The organism is Terriglobia bacterium (assembly GCA_020073185.1).
GTDB lineage: Bacteria > Acidobacteriota > Terriglobia > Terriglobales > Acidobacteriaceae > JAIQGF01.
In genome coordinates this window covers 49,867-65,870 of sequence record JAIQFT010000008.1, presented here as the reverse complement: position 1 = coordinate 65,870, position 16,004 = coordinate 49,867, and the positions used below count along the sequence as shown (strand labels likewise).

Here is a 16,004-nt window from a genome sequence, read left to right as displayed (position 1 = left end):
TTATCACATCCACCTGTTAGGTTGAAACTCGACCCATGGAACATCCTTGCCATCAGTGCGGCGCCGCGGTAGAGGACGGAACGGCCTTCTGCAAGCATTGCGGCGCCCCTCAAATCCGGGTCATGAACGACGAACCGGCCACTCAGCCCATGCCGCCGGGAACCCCGTCCGAGGTCCAGCCTCCCGCCGAACCGGTCGCGCTGGAGGGCGCTCCCGCGGCCGCTCCGGCCGGGCTGGACTGGTCCCAGGCCGTGCCCGCTGCCGCCGTCGCTGGGTTTTTCGTCGCCATAGCATGGGTCATCCCCTTCGCCGGCTTCCTGTTGTGGCTGGTTGCCGGCGGCATCCTAGGGGTCGTCGCGTACCGCCGCCGCGTTCCCCGGGCGACCCTCACCCCCGGCCTGGGTGCGCGCATCGGAGCGGTTACGGGACTCCTCGGTTTCGGCGTTTTTGCCATCATTTTGGCCCTGGAATTGCTTGCCAGCCGCGGCAGCGGGCGCGTGCGGCAGTTGTTGCAGCAGGTCATCCAGCAGGCCGCCGCCCGCAACGCCGACCCCCGCGCGCAACAGGCCCTGCAGCAGTTGGTGACCCCCGCTGGCATGGCGCTGTTGATCACCATCGTGCTGGTGTTTTTTCTGGCTGCATTCCTTGCGCTCTCCAGCCTGGGCGGTGCCGTCGGAGCCTGGCTGCTGGGCAAGAGTCCGCATGATCGACAAAGCTAGGCCTGCCAGCGGAGGCGGTGTTTCTCGGTAGTCGGTAGTCTGTGCGGTCCAGGTCCGGACACCCGACTCCGGACTACGGAGTTCCGTCCGGGGACCGATCGCCGACAACTGAAAACCGAAAACCACCCTCCCGCTCGGCGCTAATCGCTAATTGCCAATTGCTAATCGCCAATTGCTTCTTTATGATTTGCCCGCCATGAGTTCCACTCCCGCGTCAACCCCCAAGCTGCGCCTGAAGGCACAACTCATGTCCGCCTCCGAAATCGAGCGCACGCTGGTGCGGTTGGCACACGAAATCATCGAGAAAAATAACGGCATCAAGGACCTTGCATTAGTCGGGATCAGGCGCCGCGGCGTTCCCATCGCGCAGCGCCTGGCCAAACTCATTCAACGCATCGAAGGCATGGCCGTTCCCGTGGGCACGCTCGACATCTCGCTCTACCGTGACGACCTGTCCACCGTTGGGTCCAAGCCGGTGGTGCAGAAAGCGGAGATTGGCTGCCCGGTCACCGGCATGTATATCGTCCTCTGCGACGACGTGCTCTATACCGGACGCACCACGCGCGCCGCGCTCGACGCGCTGATGGATCACGGCCGTCCCGCTCGCGTGCAATTGCTCGCACTGATTGACCGCGGCCATCGCGAGCTGCCCATCGAAGCCGGCTTCGTCGGCCGCACCGTGCAGACTACGCGCAACGAAATTATCGAGGTCAAACTCCAGGAAACCGACGGCATCGAGAAAGTGCTGCTGGTGGAGAAGGAAACCTGATCGCCAAGACCGAAGCTCCGGCGGCAGCGCGACGCAAGCTGGCGCACGCCTCCCTGCTGGGCATTGAACAGCTCGAAACCGACGACATCACCGCCATTCTGCGGCTGGCGAAGCGTTTTCAGCGTGCCCGCCCCCGTCCCCTGTTCAAGGAAAAACGCGTCGCCCTGCTCTTTTACGAGGCTTCTACGCGCACCCGGATTTCCTTCGAATTCGCCGCCAAGGTCCTGGGCGCAACCACCACCATCGTGCATCCCACCGCGTCCAGTGTCGAAAAAGGCGAGTCCCTGGTGGACACCGGCCTGACCATCCGCGCCCTCGGAGCGCAGGTCATGATCATTCGCCATCCGTCTTCGGGCGCGCCGCACATGCTCGCCCGCCATGTGGACGTTCCGGTCATCAATGCCGGCGACGGCATGCACGAGCACCCCTCGCAGGCGCTGCTCGACGCTTTCACCATCCTGCAACACAAGAAAACTTTGCACGGGCTGCGCGTGGCCATCGTCGGCGACATCTACCACAGCCGCGTCGCGCGTTCCGAGGTCTACCTGCTCAGCCGCTTCGGCGCCAAAGTCATGCTTTGCGGTCCACCCGAACTCGCGCCCGACTCCGCCGCCACGCTTGCGCCCGGCGTGCAGGTAACGCGCAATGTCGGTGAGGCCCTCCGCGGCGCCGACGTGGTCATGGTTTTGCGCATTCAGAAGGAACGTCTGGCAGGAAGGCAGATCGGCGTGGAACAGTACATCGCGCAATATCAAGTGACGCCGGAGCGCCTCAAATTCGCCAAGAGAGACGCCATCCTCATGCACCCTGGTCCCATCATTCGCGGCATGGAACTGACCGGCGAACTCGCCGATGCCCGGCAGTCGGTGGTGCTGCAGCAGGTGGCCAACGGCGTCCCTGTGCGCATGGCGATCTTGGCAAGGGCGCTGGAGATCAGGGTATGAGGTTTTCGGTTCCCGGTTTTCGGAGTCCGGGATTCGGAGTTCGGAGTTTAGAAGGACGTTATTGGCATGCAATTTTGATGGATGTCATCCTGAACGAGAACGCGCCGCTTTTGCGCGTCCGAGTCGAAGGACCTCTGCTCGTTCGCGAATCGCCGCCGATGACAGCAGAACAATGCAAAACTTGAAACGCGAAACGTGAAACCTCCGCACTGATGGCCAAGAACTCACAACCCGCGGCACGCCGCGAACCCTCACCAGGCGAGAAGGCTCTGCCCAACTCCCTGCTCATCCGCGGCGGACGCATTATTGACCCGGCGACCAACACCGACGCCGAACTTGACCTCCTTCTCCGCGATGGCAGCGTCGCCGAACTCGCCCCGCGCTCCGAGCTCATCGGCCACGCCGCCGAGACGCTCGATGCCCGCGGCCTCATCGTCGCGCCCGGTTTCATTGACCTCCACGTTCACCTGCGCGAACCCGGCCAGTCGCACAAGGAATCCATCGCCAGCGGCGCCGCCGCCGCCGCCGCGGGCGGATTTACCTCCGTCTGCCCGATGCCCAACACCTCGCCGGTCAACGATTCGGTCGAGACCGTCGCCTGGATGCAGCAGGCGGCGCGCGGCGCGGTGGTCAACGTTTTCCCCATCGCCGCCGCCACCATCGGCAGCAACGGCGAACAACTCTCCGACTTCTACGCTCTGCAGCGCGCCGGCGCCGTCGCTTTCTCCGACGATGGCCGTCCCATCCTCGACGACAAGCTCATGCGCGAGGCGCTGAGCCTGGGCGCGCGCCTTAAGATCCCGATCATTCAACACGCCGAGGACACGCGCATGACTGCGGGCGCCAGCATGAACGACGGCCCCACGGCCTTCCGGCTCGGCCTGCGCGGCATGCCCGTCGAAGCCGAATCACGTATCGTGGAGCGAGATATCGAGCTGGCGCGCGCCACCCAGGGACATCTGCACGTCGCGCATCTCTCCACCGCCGCTGCCCTCAAAGCCGTGCGCCGCGGCAAGCGCGACCGCGTCCACGTCACCTGCGAGGTCACGCCGCACCATTTCACGCTGCTCGATGAGAACGTCGGTGAGTACGACCCCAATTACAAGATGAACCCGCCGCTGCGCTCCGCCGCCGACCGCGAGGCTCTGCTCGCCGCCCTGGCGGACGGCACCATGGACGCCATCGCCACCGACCACGCCCCCCACGCCGAGCATGAAAAGCAGGTCGAGTTCGACCGCGCTCCCTTTGGCATCATCGGGCTGGAAACCGCGCTGGCATTGACCATCACGCGCCTGCATCGCGAGAAAAATATTCCTCTGCGGCGCCTCATCGAACTGCTCTCCGCCAATCCGGCACGCATCATGAACCTGCGCGGCCGCGGCACCCTCGCCCCCGGAGCACACGCCGACGTCGTTATCTTTGATCCCAAGATGCGCTGGACCTACAACGCCTCCCAGTCCCTCTCTAAATCGCGCAACACCCCCTTCGACGGCTGGACCTTCACCGGCAAAGTGATGGCCACCATCGTGAGCGGCAATTTTGTGTATAGAAGCAAGTAGCGCGAAGCAGCGGCTCCGTTTGTGGCCATGACGCGCCCTCGCCTGCGCAAATGATTCCGGCGTTAGCCATTGAGGTACATGAGACGACACCCGCAGAATTTCTGAATCCGGCCTAGTCGACAGAAAATCTATTGTCGTGCTGCTTCGTATTTTCGCCGTACCGTCCCCCCCGGTCTTCGAAACCTGCGATGGCAACACTTCGTAGCACCCTACTTGAAGAGTTAATGATTGGCTCATACTACTGGCGTTAAAGTGATGATCCAACCGGTTTCAAAGGCTTCAAAGATGGAACTGGTTTTCCCTCGGATGTGCAAAAGTTCGCACATATTGGAAGACGTTCTTGAGCATCTGCTGCTTCATTCTGTGGAAAAAGTGAAGTATCTCAGTCGCCATTCATGGCCCGAACGTTAATCCCATACTCGGGATCATTGGTGTATTTTAAAGGGATGAGCGACGCAGCCGGCTTCCTCGCCAAGCCCGCGAGGCGAAGGATGACGCTGCCCGAGAAGCGCAACTTGGCGCACTGGTCGCTGGAGAATTGGCACAAGACTTGCTCAACTCATCCCACAATAGGGAATTGGGGTAAGGGTAAGTGTGGGGGACTCATAACAGGGTGTAGGGCACCGAAGGTTTCATGACGGTAGCGGTTGGAGTGGGGGACCATTGATCCAAGAGCCGCTTCCAACAGCCTGTCCGGGCGGGAAACGGCACTCGCCGGGGGCTCCGCCGATCACAAATACTTTGCAATTTTTTCTCAGGCAGGTGATTGCATGGGGAGTGGATTTGCCAACGGGGCGGCAATTCGTGTTTTGGTTGCCGACAGTACGCGTATGGGCACTCAGTTAATACTGGAGGCCTTGCGCCAAGACAATCGTTTCACCGCTGTGGGAGTGCTTGCGGCTCCTGCCGAGATCGCTACGCACGTTTCCGAGTTCAAGCCAAACGTCGTGGTTATCGGCGTGCGCGCCAACGGAAACGCTCGCGCAGACTTTGATCTGCTCTGGCGCAAGCAGCTTCGTGGAGCCAATATCCACGCTGTTATGCTGCTCGAGGCCTCCACCCACGATTTGGTGGTGAATGCTTTCCGGGCTGGTGCTCGCGGGGTCATCTGCCGGGATGATGGCCTCGATGCCCTGCGCAAATGCATCCATGCCGTGCACGGGGGGCAGATCTGGGCCAACAGCGCCCAGTTGGGATTCCTGCTCGAGGTCTTCTCGCGTCGCTGGGTGCCGGAAACCATCGTGGACAGTCAAGGTCGCTCCTTGCTTTCCAAGCGCGAGTTGGATGTGGTCCGCTGCGTCTCCGAGGGCATGACCAATAAGGAGATCGCGTCGCACCTGACGCTCAGCGAGCATACCGTCAAGAATTACATTTTTCGCACCTTTGACAAGCTGGGAGTCTCCAACCGTGCGGAACTTGTTCTGTATGCGATTAACCACGGCTGCACGCAACCACCGGGCGCCCCTGTCTGGTGCGAGCAGTGCACCGCCACCAGGATTGAGGCTCCAGCGCCTCCGGTTGAATCGAGACCGCCAAGCTATCGCAAGGCGTTGAATGTCGATTTCGGAGGCGCGACCGTCCGTCGCCCGCGAGATTCGAGAAATCCCCAGTATGGTAACTAGGGCAAAGGAGTCATGGGAAACTTCTGCAGTCGAAATACAACCCCACCACAAAACCTTTCTTCCTTTCGCCAGTCCGGGACGATGAGACGGGTGCGAGCTGTTTCGGCGTTGCTGCTGATCTTGGCCCTCACCACGCCGGCGCTTGCTGACAAGGCACATAGTGCGTATAAAGCGGGCATCGAAGCCGAAACCCGCGATCGGACTGATGCGGCCTACGAAGCCTACGAGCGCGCCTACCAGCTCAAGCCCAGGGACCCAAGATACCTGGCTGCTTATACGCGCCTGCGTTTCCGCGCCGCCGCCGAGCATGTCCACAAGGGTGAGCTGCTGCTGGAGGCGGGCAACTTGTCGCTGGCACTTGCCGAGTTTGTCCGCGCCGCGGAAATCGACACCTCGAGTGCGATGGCGAAGCAAGAGGTCCGGCGTACTCGAGAAATGATTAAAGCCGCAGCGGCGCAAGGCCAGGTCGTCTCTCCGGAGGACCCCCTGGCGGACTTGGCCGACCGTGCCGAGGGGCCGGTGCAGTTGCAGCCCGTCGCCAATACTCCCATCACCTTGCGGATGACGGAAAACACCAAAGCCATCTACAAGACCATCGGCAGCCTGGTAGGCATCAATGTCATTTTCGATCCCGAGTACACGCCGCGGAAAATCACCATTGAGTTGAACGGCGTGGCGCTGAACGATGCGCTGGAAATCGTGGCACTGGCCTCCAAGACATTCTGGCGTCCCGTCACGGCGAACACCATCTATGTCGCGGCCGAATCGGCGGCGAAGCACAAAGAAGTCGAACAAAGCGTGATGAAGACGTTTTATCTGTCCAACGTGAGTACGCCGGCGGACTTGACGGAGGCCGCCAACGCCCTCCGTTCCATTCTCGACGTTACCCGCGTGCTTCCTATCCAGGCGCAAAACGCGTTGCTCGTCCGCGCTACCCCGGACCAATTGGTGCTCGCCCAAAAGTTGCTGTCGGACATCGACAAAGCCAAAGGCGAAGTCATGATCGATGTTGCGATTCTGGAGGTCACGCGCGATCGCTTGCGCACCCTGGGGACGACTCCCCCCACAACCGCCAGCGCGTCGATCGGGAAGACCCCCCTGACCCTGCAAGGCCTGGGAAATCTGAACTCGGCCGATTTCTTGGTATCCATTCCGGGCGCCTCCTTCACGGCGCTGATGAGCGACAGCAACACCAAGATCATTCAGAACCCGCAGATGCGGGTGCTGGATAACCAAAAAGCAACCATGAAGATCGGCGATCGCGTGCCCGTCGCAACCGGCTCGTTCTCGCCGGGCGTCGGCGGTGGCGGCATCAACGCGCTGGTGAACACCCAATTCCAGTACCTGGACGTCGGAGTCAACATCGATATCACCCCGCGTATCCATTCGCGGCAGGATGTGACTCTGAAGATTGCGGTGGAAGTTTCGTCCGTAACGGGAACACAGAATATCGGCGGCGTTACGCAGCCTGTCATCGGCCAGCGGCGTATCGAACATGAGACCCGCCTGCGCGAAGGCGAAGTGAATCTGCTGGGCGGGATTTTGGAAGACTCGGTATCCGATGCTTTCTCGGGCTATCCGTGGCTTTCCAAGATTCCTCTCCTGCGCTATCTCTTCGGCCAGAACAACACCAATCATACCGAGCGCGAAATTGTGTTTGCGATTACTCCGCACATCATGCGCGCGCAGGACGTGACGGCGCGTAACTTGCGCGCCATCGATGTCGGCACGCCCGGCACGGTCGAGTTGCGTTTCAGCAATCCGCCCAAGCCCGCGACGCGGCCCGCCACGCCAGCCCCTTCCGCGCCCCAACAACCGGCTCCGGGGCAGCCGCCACAACCGTCGTCGACGCAGTCGGGAAAGGTTGGGGCAACACAACCAAGGCCGGCACCGGAGGCGGGCGCGCCGCCAGGCGCAAAACTGCCCGCGAGCGCGATCCAGAATCACGCGGCCACCCCCGCGGCGCCGGCCGCGGTGTCGGCCGGCAATACGACCCTGAGCTTTGAGCCCACTACCATTTCACAGCCTGTAGGCGGCACCTTCAAGGTGTACGTCAGCATCAGCGGGGCGCAGAACGTGTTTTCGATCCCGCTGCAGATCAACTACGACCCTCAACTTTTGCAGGTCGTCGACGTTGCCAACGGCGGATTCCTCAATCAGGATCGGCAGCCGGTCGCACTCGTGTATCGTGCGGACACGGCGAAAGGCACGTTGCAGATCACGGGCACACGCCCGCCTAACTCGGGCGGCGTGTCTGGTTCGGGGACTGTATTCGTGGTTACCTTGTCGGCCAAGTCGGTGGGGGAGTCCGTGATGGACATCGCGGGAGCTTCGGTGTTGGATCCAGGCATGCAGGCGGCCTCGGCGACGGGCGGCGACCTGCTGGTTACCGTCACCAGCAATGAGCCCCCCAAGAACGAGGAAAGGAACAACCCTTCCACGCCACCTTCCGTATCGGATCAGGATAAACATCAGAGCGCCGCGCCTGTGGACAACTCGAGCGCGCAACCTGCAGTCGGGATGAAGCCCGCACGGTCGACGGCCGCCAAGCCGGCGGCCGGAAACCGAGGCGCCGTGCCGCGCTAGGCGCGAGGCGCAACCGTCGCACCGATGTTCCACGCTTTCAGGAGAGTCAACTCATGCGAATTTCGTGTCTGCCCATTCTGCTGCTTGCCCCTTTTGTGCTCGGGCAGGTAACTCCAGGGGGTTTCACCAGGCCAGTGACTGGGCGGGCGGCGGTCTCCACCACCACCGGGCCTGCCTCCCGGCTGAGCCCTTCCCACGGTTCGGCCATCAGCCCGGACACTCCAGTGATCATCATGAATGGTTTCTGTGAAACTCCGCCGCCGCGACCTAAGACTGCGGCAGTCGCTTCCAGGGCCAAAAGCACCGCGGCTTGCCAGACGGTTATCACGCGCGCGCAGTTCGACGAATTGGCCGATGCCATCCGGCCGGACATGGATGCGGGTGCAAAGCGCCAACTCGCCACCTTCTACCCCAAGCTGCTTCTGATGCAGCGCGAGTTCAGTAAACGTGACTTGGGGAAAGATCCAAGGGTTAGAAGGGCGCTGGCCTTTACTAAGCTGCGCTCGGAAGCGGAGGAGATGGCGAAGAAGCTGAAGGAAGAGGCAGGCAACCTGCCTCAAGCAGAGATCGAGGAATACTACAAAGACCATGCCTCCGCTTACCAGACATCGGAACTGGAGCGCATTTATGTCCCCAAGCAAAAGAGGCAGGCGGACGGAAAAGAGAGCAGGGCAGAATCCGACCATGACGCGATGAACCAAGAAGCTCATGCGCTTCAAGCCCGAGCGGCCGCCGGCGAGAACTTCATCAAATTACAAAATGATGCTTACGAAGCTGCCGGCATCGTGGGGACTCGGCCTCCCGTCTACATGGGAAAGCTGACGGCAAGCGACCTGCCGCCGGGCCAACGCTCTGCCATGTCCGTCAAGCCGGGCGAGGTCTCGGACCTGATCGAAGACTCCTCCGGTTACTACATCTTCAAAGTCATGTCGACGGGCGCGAAATCGCTCGCCCAGGCGCAATCCGAGATTAAAGCTAGCCTGGCGCAGCAGAAATTCACCGTAGTCATGCAGAAGATTGAACAATCCGCCAAGATCGAACTCAATGAAGCTTACTTCCCGACTTCGTCACCCGGTGCTCCCGCAGCTAAGAGTCTTGGCACTCGCCCGGGCGGGCGATAATCGTTAAGATCAGCGCCAGTCTTGCGCACCGTGATAGGTATGCAGGATTTCGACGGTTTCAGCTTTAACTACGGAGACGACGACGTAGGGAGCGGCGTAAGCGCCAGTTCTCTTGTGCCGCTGCGGTGGCCGGGTCTGCCCGAGTTAGGTGAGGTTTTCAGGGAAACGAGTAGGTATACGGCAATATGCCTCTGCGGCTCTCTTCGGGCCATTGCGTGCCGTTTCGGGTTGGTGCAGAGAATCGCCAGTGTGTGTGTCACCTGGAATCCTCTGCACCTCGGTTGTGATCCGCTGTTCCCGAGCAGTTTGCTCAGCGCGCTTTGAAGGTGAAGTCCACGTTGCTGGCGCCAGCCGAGCCGACGGTGATCTTCTTAATCTGCGTGCCGAGCTTTTCATGCCAAGCCATCAGCGTGTAACTGCCGGGGGGCAGGTTGCGGATGTCGAAGCTGCCGTCCTTCGAGGTCACCGCGAAGTAGGGGTGCTTAAAGACGGCGAGATAGCTTTTCATCCACGGATGAATGTTGCACTTGATGGGAATGGCGATTTCTTCGCGCGGGAAGGTTTCTTCCAGCGGCTGCATGCCCGGCGGCTGTGATTTGTTCCACTCGCGGTTGTTCTGCGGAATCGGGTGAATGTTGTGGGTGGTGCCGTCTTCATTCACGACGAGGAGCTTCTGGCGGGCCTGAATCGCCACCACGTGGGGCTCGTACATGCAGCCTTTTTGTTCCAGCTTCACCGGGGTCGCCGGCGGATCGAAATTAGCAGCGGCGAGGCCGTCGGAAACATACACAACCACGTTGCTGAGCGCACCATTCGGTCCGACGACTTCGTCTTCGCTACTGGCGCCGGACGGGCGCAACTTGGTGCAGTTCTGATCGGCCGCCATGACGATGTGCGCCGGCTTCGGCGCCAGGCCATCGAGTCGCACGGTACCTGATACCGAGGCCGCCCCGTGCGTGTCCACGGGGCCGCTGCCTGCGGCGGCAGCCGTTAGCGCGAAGTAGCCGGCGAGGGCCAAAATCCCTATTGCTGTAATGGCGGTGTGGGGCTGTCGATTCATGGTAAGGGTCTCCTGTTAACGGATCGTTGATCGGCTCGCGCCAATCGGGTTGCAGAGTTCTTTGCGGAAGTGAATGCCCGCGGCGGATCGAGCGAGCAACGGGCGCGGAAGTTGGCATCGGAGAGTGTGCCGCTCGCCCAACGTCGGATGTCGCGGACCGTCGCCGCGGCTACTCCTGGGTCACCGAGGAAGACTACGACAATCCCCTCCACCGGCCCCGCGGTCTCGGCGCGCTCTTCGAACATCTGTTGTGCGTAGCTCCAGTGGTCTTGCGCCGTGTTTGCCTCGGGCCGAACCCAGAGAAATAGCGTAGGCTTGCCTTTGAGCTCTGCCCAATTGCCGGTGAAGGTGGTCACGTTTTCGCGGACCACTTGGAAGGCACGGCGTGCCACGGTAAAGCCGGAAGCTGTCTCGGTCTCATGCACTTGGGATCGGCGGATCCAGCCGCTGCTGTCGCCCCCGAGTTGCACGTGCACCCAACCGTCCCGCTCTTCGGTTACTTCAAATTCATCATGCGACTGCGCCCGGAACAGGGTGGACGCGCCGGGCGCCGGGCTGGCGAGAACGGCAGCCCCGGCGCGGTCCACCGCAACCAGCCGCGGGAGGGGAGAAGTCCCCGCGAGGGATTCGAGTTCGTGAATCTGCTTGGCAAGCGCCGTGCGCCGCTCTTCGGCGGCCGCGCGCTGGGAGCGAAGATCGGCGAGCGAGCTTTCCAGCGCCTTGCGGTCCAGCTTCGGCTGGCTGCTCTGCTCTTGTAGCTCCCGCGCCAGCCGCGCCAGTACGTCCGCTTCCAGCCTGCCGTTCGATACCAGGGTCCGATACTCGGAACGATGATTATCGGGGTTGCTGTACAAGGCGCTGATCCGTGCGCTCACGCGAACCGCAGTCCCACCATTGGCGTCCGGTCTGACCTCACTTTGCAATTGATAATAGGGCTGGCTGTAGCGCGAGAGCTGCGCCGAGTCGGCGGAAACAAAGCCGTCCAGCGTGGGCAGACGTCCTTCGGCCGGGCCCAGGCGGTCCAGCGCCTGGTTGACCACGTCCAGCGCGTAAGAAAAACTCTGCTCGACCGGTAGCGCTTGCGCCAGCGACAGAACCGGCAGAGCCAGGGCCATCACCGACATCACTGCGAGCCGTCGCCTCGCCCTGTTCATGGCGCCTTCTCCAAGGAAGAGTGCCCGACCCAGCCCTCTCTCCCTTGCATATCGCGCACGTAGCACCAGTGCGCGGTCGAGATCAGCACCGATACCGTTTCGCCCTCGGGCAGCGCCCGCTGTGAACGGGCGTGGACGAACGGTGCGTCTTGGAGTGGGGTGGCAGACTTGATGCGCGCCAGCACTTTGAGGCGCAACGCCTGCGCGCGTTGCTCGAGGGCGGCAATGTCGGCGAGTACTGGATCAAGTTCCCGCTTCTCCGCCTCGGCAGTTTGTTGCAGGCGCGCCAGTTCTTGTGCCTCTTCGCGCTGCCTATCGGCCAGCTTCTGCTTCTGGTGCGTCCGGAGCTGCTGCTGAATCTCCCCCAGTTCCGTGACCTCAACCGCGCCGTCGGAGGCGTGGCGGCGATGCCGCGAGCTCTCGACGAAGACCGCGTCAATCGTGATCCGCGTAGAACCGGCATCCACGGCCTGTACCAGATAGCGCACCGTCACTGTGCCGGAATCGTTGCTGGCGACGAAATGCGAAGGCGAGACCACCCCGGCGCGCGTTTTGTACAAGGCCTGCCCGGGTCCATTCCAGGTGCCAAACAAGTGGCCGGGATCGCCCGCTTGCGCGCCGGGAAGGGAGGTTTCCTTGGCGTACTCCGCCGCGCCCCGCACCATGCCATCGGCGGCCACCTCGCCGGCAGCCTTCAGAACGTCGTCGTACGGCGCGGGGAGGACGATGGTCAAGGTTTGGGACTCGTGTCCGCGGCCGAGCGCGCCCGCCGTTACCAATGCCATGAACGCTACCAGCGTTGCCACGCCACGCCGGAATTTTCGCGCCGGCTGCTTGCCATCATGATCCATGCAGATAAAACACTCCCGTCGTCTCAACCAAATCGCAGCCCATCAAATGTGGCAGGTGCGGCAAGCCCGGAAAGCATCGGGGCACATCACGATGCCTTCCGCGGCCCCGAATTCGGGGGCGCCTTCAGCAAATCCAGAGCAATCTCGAATTCGTCATGCCCAGTTACGCGTTTGCGCCCCGCGTCCATTCCGCCGCCCGCATATCCCCAATCCCGCAATCCAACCCACCACGTGTGCCTGGCGAGGTCAACGCTCTCGGCGCCGTTGCCTGCCAGCAGCCACCGAAAGAAATTGGCTTCGGCACTTCCTTTGGCGGCGGCTATCACCACCGACCGGCCCTGTCTGAGCGCATCTTCGTAGAGGAGCAGCTCGTCTCGAGGCAACCCTTCCGAGCCAAACTCCTCCCATGCACCACCCGCAGCAAAGCCGCCCAGCGCCCCGCCCATCCCGAGCAACAACCCGCTCGCGAGACCTACGGACAGAGGATCAATTGACGGCACAAGCGCACTTCCGGCCAAAGCCCCGAGCCAGACTCCTCCCGCCAGACCCATTGCGCCCCCAACCACGGCTCCAATCGCCGTCCCGACGCCGCTTCCTTCCGTGTCGGTGGTCGGCACTGCCGTCGTTTCCGTGGCATCGGGCGTGAGCAAACTGAGTCGTCGCTCGGAGATTCCCGACGAGCGGAGCGTTCCAATCGCGCCCTCGGCTGCCAGCCGCGATGTAAAGACTCCTACCACGCATTTCACGTTGGCCCCCTTTCACCACACAGCCTGCTGGTGTGGGCCTTGGTCCCAGTTCACTTGCATTGACCGGTTCTGACGCTGGACTCCTGCTTGGTTCTCACCTGAGTTGCCAACAGGACGGATTCTGCATCCAGCGTCGGCTTCAACCGCCGCCGCAAATTCGCCCAACTATTGGTTGCCTACGCTCTCTCCTGCCTGTGGGCCGCTCGTGCGCTGCACCGGCACCGCTTTCTTTCCGCGGAAGGTTTGAACGTAGTGCACAACGTCCCAGAGCTGATTGGCGTCCAGGGCATCGGAGAACGACGGCATGGGCGTGCCATCCAGACCGGTCACCAGTACCCGGTACATATCCTGGTCGGTCTCGCCGCACTTGAACCGGTTAGCTCCGGTAAAGTCATACGGCGTGATGGGGAACCCCTTGCTGTCGGTCAAGCCGACCACGGATGGCCCATTGCCCCGGCCTTGCTTACCGTGGCAGCTCCAACAGTTCATCTTCTCGAATAGCGCCTGGCCACGTTCAACGCTGGCTACTGTGTTCGGCGTCTCCGGCGGGATCGCCAACGTGGTTCCCGGCTTCTCCTCGTGGAAACGGGCGGAGAATCCTTTGACGTAAGCGACCAGGTCGACACGCTCCTGGCGAGTCAGGGCGTTCCACGAGGGCATGCCGGAGGCGTGCAACCCGCGACTGAGTGTGTCGTACAGGTCCTCGTCCGTCGGGAGGGTTCCCGTGGGAGTGGACCGGCACTTGAAGGTGGCGACGGTAAAGTCGCGCGGCTTGGGATCCATCCAGGGAGCGTTGTCGCCCAAGCCGTCGCCGCGTGCGCCGTGACAGCCGACGCAGTAGCGGCGATAAAGCTGCTTGCCACGATGGGCATCGCCGGCCAGGTTCCCGATTCGTGTTTCCTGACCCGCGGCCGTAACCGCGAGGGCCAGGATAAGCATGGTCGAAGCTATTGCGATTCGTTGCATATGCCGTTCCTCAAAAGGCAAAGTCCAGGCCCATTAGAAAGCTGCTGCTGGACACGTTAAGACCGCTCATCGGAGCAGCGCCGATGTTGCGCACCCAGGAGTACTCCTGGTGCCAGGCCAGGCCGCCGCGGCTGATCATCAGGGGATACCAGCGATAGCCGGCAACATAGGCGTCGGTGTTGCCGAAGTTGTGCGTTAACGGCTGGCCGTTGGTAAGCAACGTGCCGATGGGGAAGGCCTGCTGCGACATGCGGATCAACTCGTAGCGGCCCAGAAACACCATCTGCGGGTTGGGGTTGTAGTGCAGTTCGACGAAACCGCCATTCCAGTTCGGGCTGCGCGCGCCTGCCGGCAAGATGAACGGCTGGTTGGCGGGCGTGCCCGTGCCCAGGAAAGCGCTGTCGCGGCCATGCATGTACAGCGTGGCCAGGTCAAACTTGCCCACGTACCACTGCCCGTAAACGCCGGCACGGTAGAATGATCTGTCACCTTTGCCGGCTCCAGGAATCGCCTCGCCGCCGCTGGTCAAGTAATACGTCGGTGCCTGGCCAAAATAGGCGTACGCACCCACCCTCTGCAGCCCCAGGCGCGGCAGCTCGAACGCTTGGCTAAAGTGTGCGTAGTAGTCGTAGCCGCCGCTGGACGGAAGCGCGACGTTGCCGGCATTGTTGCTCAACACGGAAAATGCGTAGCGCGTGTAGCTGTTCTTCGAATGGCCGGCCAGTTCCATTCCCAACTGGTTGTCGCCGATACCGCCGAAAGAGTTGACTTGGCCGCCGGGCACGAGGGGAAGCAACGGGTTGGCAGGCGCAAAGTGATAGGTCTGATAGCCGCCGTTCTCGCTCAACGTCAGGGAGCGATGCTCCGAAATCGGCAAGTCAAGCTCGTGTTTGCCGAATTTCAGATTCAGCCAGTGCGAGCCCAGCAGGTTATCGAAACGTACCCACGCGGCTTCGAAGTGGAAGGCTCCGGTCTCATCCGACGCGGGCAGGACCAGGAACGAGATGTTCTTGGCCAGCGTCCCGGCGGTGATCAAGTCCATGCCGGAAAGATCGAATCCCGACGCTTTGAGGCGCGCTTCGGTGGTCCCGGAGTTCGGGTCGCCGGCAACCGTGTCCACCGCGGCTCGATTCGTCGTCTCGCGATGCCATTGCGGCGTGATCCGGATGGTGGACGGCCAATACGACGGCGCCTGATAGATGGCAGCGTCACGATCGTTGCCGAGCTGGTAGCCGTTGTCGCGGAACACCTGCCCGAAATTGTTCAGCTTGGGCCAGGCCTCATGGCAGGCCGAGCACGGCAGACCATACTTGCGTGCGAACGCAGGGATGGCAAATGCTCGCGGGGTTGCTGCGGCCATTGCTGCCAGGATGGTCAGCCCCAGGCAGAGACTCTTGATTAGGGGAATTCGCATGTGTGTACTCCCTCGAAAACCCTGACGAGATCTACAGCAAGACGCCCACTGGCAAACTGAGGTCAAGTCTGTCGAACTGCGCTAGCGCGTTCAGGATCCAAGCCAGAGAGTTGTAAGTGCTGGCCGACGTTACGCAGGTCCTGCCAAGCGCTCAAGAGTCAGAAACTCTCCCGGGCTAACCTTCTCTACTACAAGTACTTAGGCGGGGATGAACGGCGTTCTGGCCGGGATGAACGGTGTTTTTTGACGACGCTGCCCGCTAGGCAGCATCTCGCGCACGCCGCCCTCTCGGTCTTTTTTTCACGAGCTTTTTGTGCGGGAGTCCTCCATTACTCTTGCGACCCGAGACTGTTACTCTTGGGCCAGACTTCCGCCCAGATTTCCTGTTGACACTCCTGCAAAGCGGGTTAAGATTTCGGGTCTCCCCCCTTTAATACATAGACCGTAGCCTGCAATGGCCTTAAGCAGAGCGGCAACCGCCGTGTCAGGTGAG

General features: G+C 61.8%; 13 protein-coding genes. 7 read left to right on the top strand and 6 right to left on the bottom strand.

Annotation, left to right across the window (positions count from 1 at the left end):
- The first annotated feature begins 122 nt into the window (after positions 1 to 122).
- The 7 genes from LAN64_03820 (at position 123) to LAN64_03790 (ending at position 9,320) form a co-directional block, all read left to right on the top strand.
- Entirely contained in the window at positions 123 to 719 is a 597-nt protein-coding gene (locus LAN64_03820; protein MBZ5566959.1) for a hypothetical protein, read from the top strand.
- 247 nt (positions 720 to 966) lie between these two features.
- Positions 967 to 1,488: a bifunctional pyr operon transcriptional regulator/uracil phosphoribosyltransferase PyrR gene (pyrR, locus tag LAN64_03815; protein ID MBZ5566958.1), complete on the top strand. Its 522-nt coding sequence runs from the start codon at positions 967 to 969 to the stop codon at positions 1,486 to 1,488.
- Positions 1,488 to 2,432 carry an aspartate carbamoyltransferase catalytic subunit gene (locus LAN64_03810; protein ID MBZ5566957.1) on the top strand — a complete coding sequence of 315 codons (945 nt, stop codon included), beginning with the start codon at positions 1,488 to 1,490 and terminating at the stop codon, positions 2,430 to 2,432. Before pyrR ends, LAN64_03810 begins: the two co-directional genes overlap by 1 nt.
- Positions 2,433 to 2,644: 212 nt before the next feature.
- On the top strand, positions 2,645 to 3,991 hold the full coding sequence (locus LAN64_03805) for a dihydroorotase (protein ID MBZ5566956.1): 1,347 nt from the start codon (positions 2,645 to 2,647) through the stop codon (positions 3,989 to 3,991).
- A gap of 857 nt (positions 3,992 to 4,848) precedes the next feature.
- The gene (locus LAN64_03800) at positions 4,849 to 5,613 is read left to right on the top strand and encodes a response regulator transcription factor (protein MBZ5566955.1); all 765 of its coding nucleotides are present in this window, start codon (positions 4,849 to 4,851) and stop codon (positions 5,611 to 5,613) included.
- A gap of 81 nt (positions 5,614 to 5,694) precedes the next feature.
- Complete coding sequence (locus LAN64_03795) at positions 5,695 to 8,199, top strand: type II and III secretion system protein (protein MBZ5566954.1); 2,505 nt, start codon at positions 5,695 to 5,697, stop codon at positions 8,197 to 8,199.
- Positions 8,200 to 8,423: 224 nt separating this feature from the next.
- Positions 8,424 to 9,320: a peptidyl-prolyl cis-trans isomerase gene (locus LAN64_03790; GenBank protein MBZ5566953.1), complete on the top strand. Its 897-nt coding sequence runs from the start codon at positions 8,424 to 8,426 to the stop codon at positions 9,318 to 9,320.
- A gap of 310 nt (positions 9,321 to 9,630) precedes the next feature.
- Here the strand turns inward: LAN64_03790 and LAN64_03785 are convergent, their stop codons facing one another.
- The 6 genes from LAN64_03785 to LAN64_03760 all read right to left on the bottom strand — a co-directional run bounded on the left by LAN64_03785 (position 9,631) and on the right by LAN64_03760 (position 15,511).
- Complete coding sequence (locus tag LAN64_03785; GenBank protein MBZ5566952.1) at positions 9,631 to 10,380, bottom strand: hypothetical protein; 750 nt, start codon at positions 10,378 to 10,380, stop codon at positions 9,631 to 9,633.
- Entirely contained in the window at positions 10,377 to 11,534 is a 1,158-nt protein-coding gene (locus tag LAN64_03780; GenBank protein MBZ5566951.1) for a hypothetical protein, read from the bottom strand. Before LAN64_03780 ends, LAN64_03785 begins: the two co-directional genes overlap by 4 nt.
- Positions 11,531 to 12,385, bottom strand: a complete 855-nt coding sequence (locus LAN64_03775; protein MBZ5566950.1) for a hypothetical protein — start codon at positions 12,383 to 12,385, stop codon at positions 11,531 to 11,533. The genes LAN64_03780 and LAN64_03775 overlap by 4 nt, the downstream gene beginning before the upstream one ends.
- Positions 12,386 to 12,471: 86 nt before the next feature.
- Positions 12,472 to 13,131, bottom strand: a complete 660-nt coding sequence (locus LAN64_03770) for a hypothetical protein (protein MBZ5566949.1) — start codon at positions 13,129 to 13,131, stop codon at positions 12,472 to 12,474.
- A gap of 165 nt (positions 13,132 to 13,296) precedes the next feature.
- Positions 13,297 to 14,097, bottom strand: a complete 801-nt coding sequence (locus LAN64_03765; GenBank protein ID MBZ5566948.1) for a cytochrome c — start codon at positions 14,095 to 14,097, stop codon at positions 13,297 to 13,299.
- A gap of 10 nt (positions 14,098 to 14,107) precedes the next feature.
- Positions 14,108 to 15,511 carry a hypothetical protein gene (locus tag LAN64_03760; GenBank protein ID MBZ5566947.1) on the bottom strand — a complete coding sequence of 468 codons (1,404 nt, stop codon included), beginning with the start codon at positions 15,509 to 15,511 and terminating at the stop codon, positions 14,108 to 14,110.
- Positions 15,512 to 16,004 lie beyond the last annotated feature (493 nt).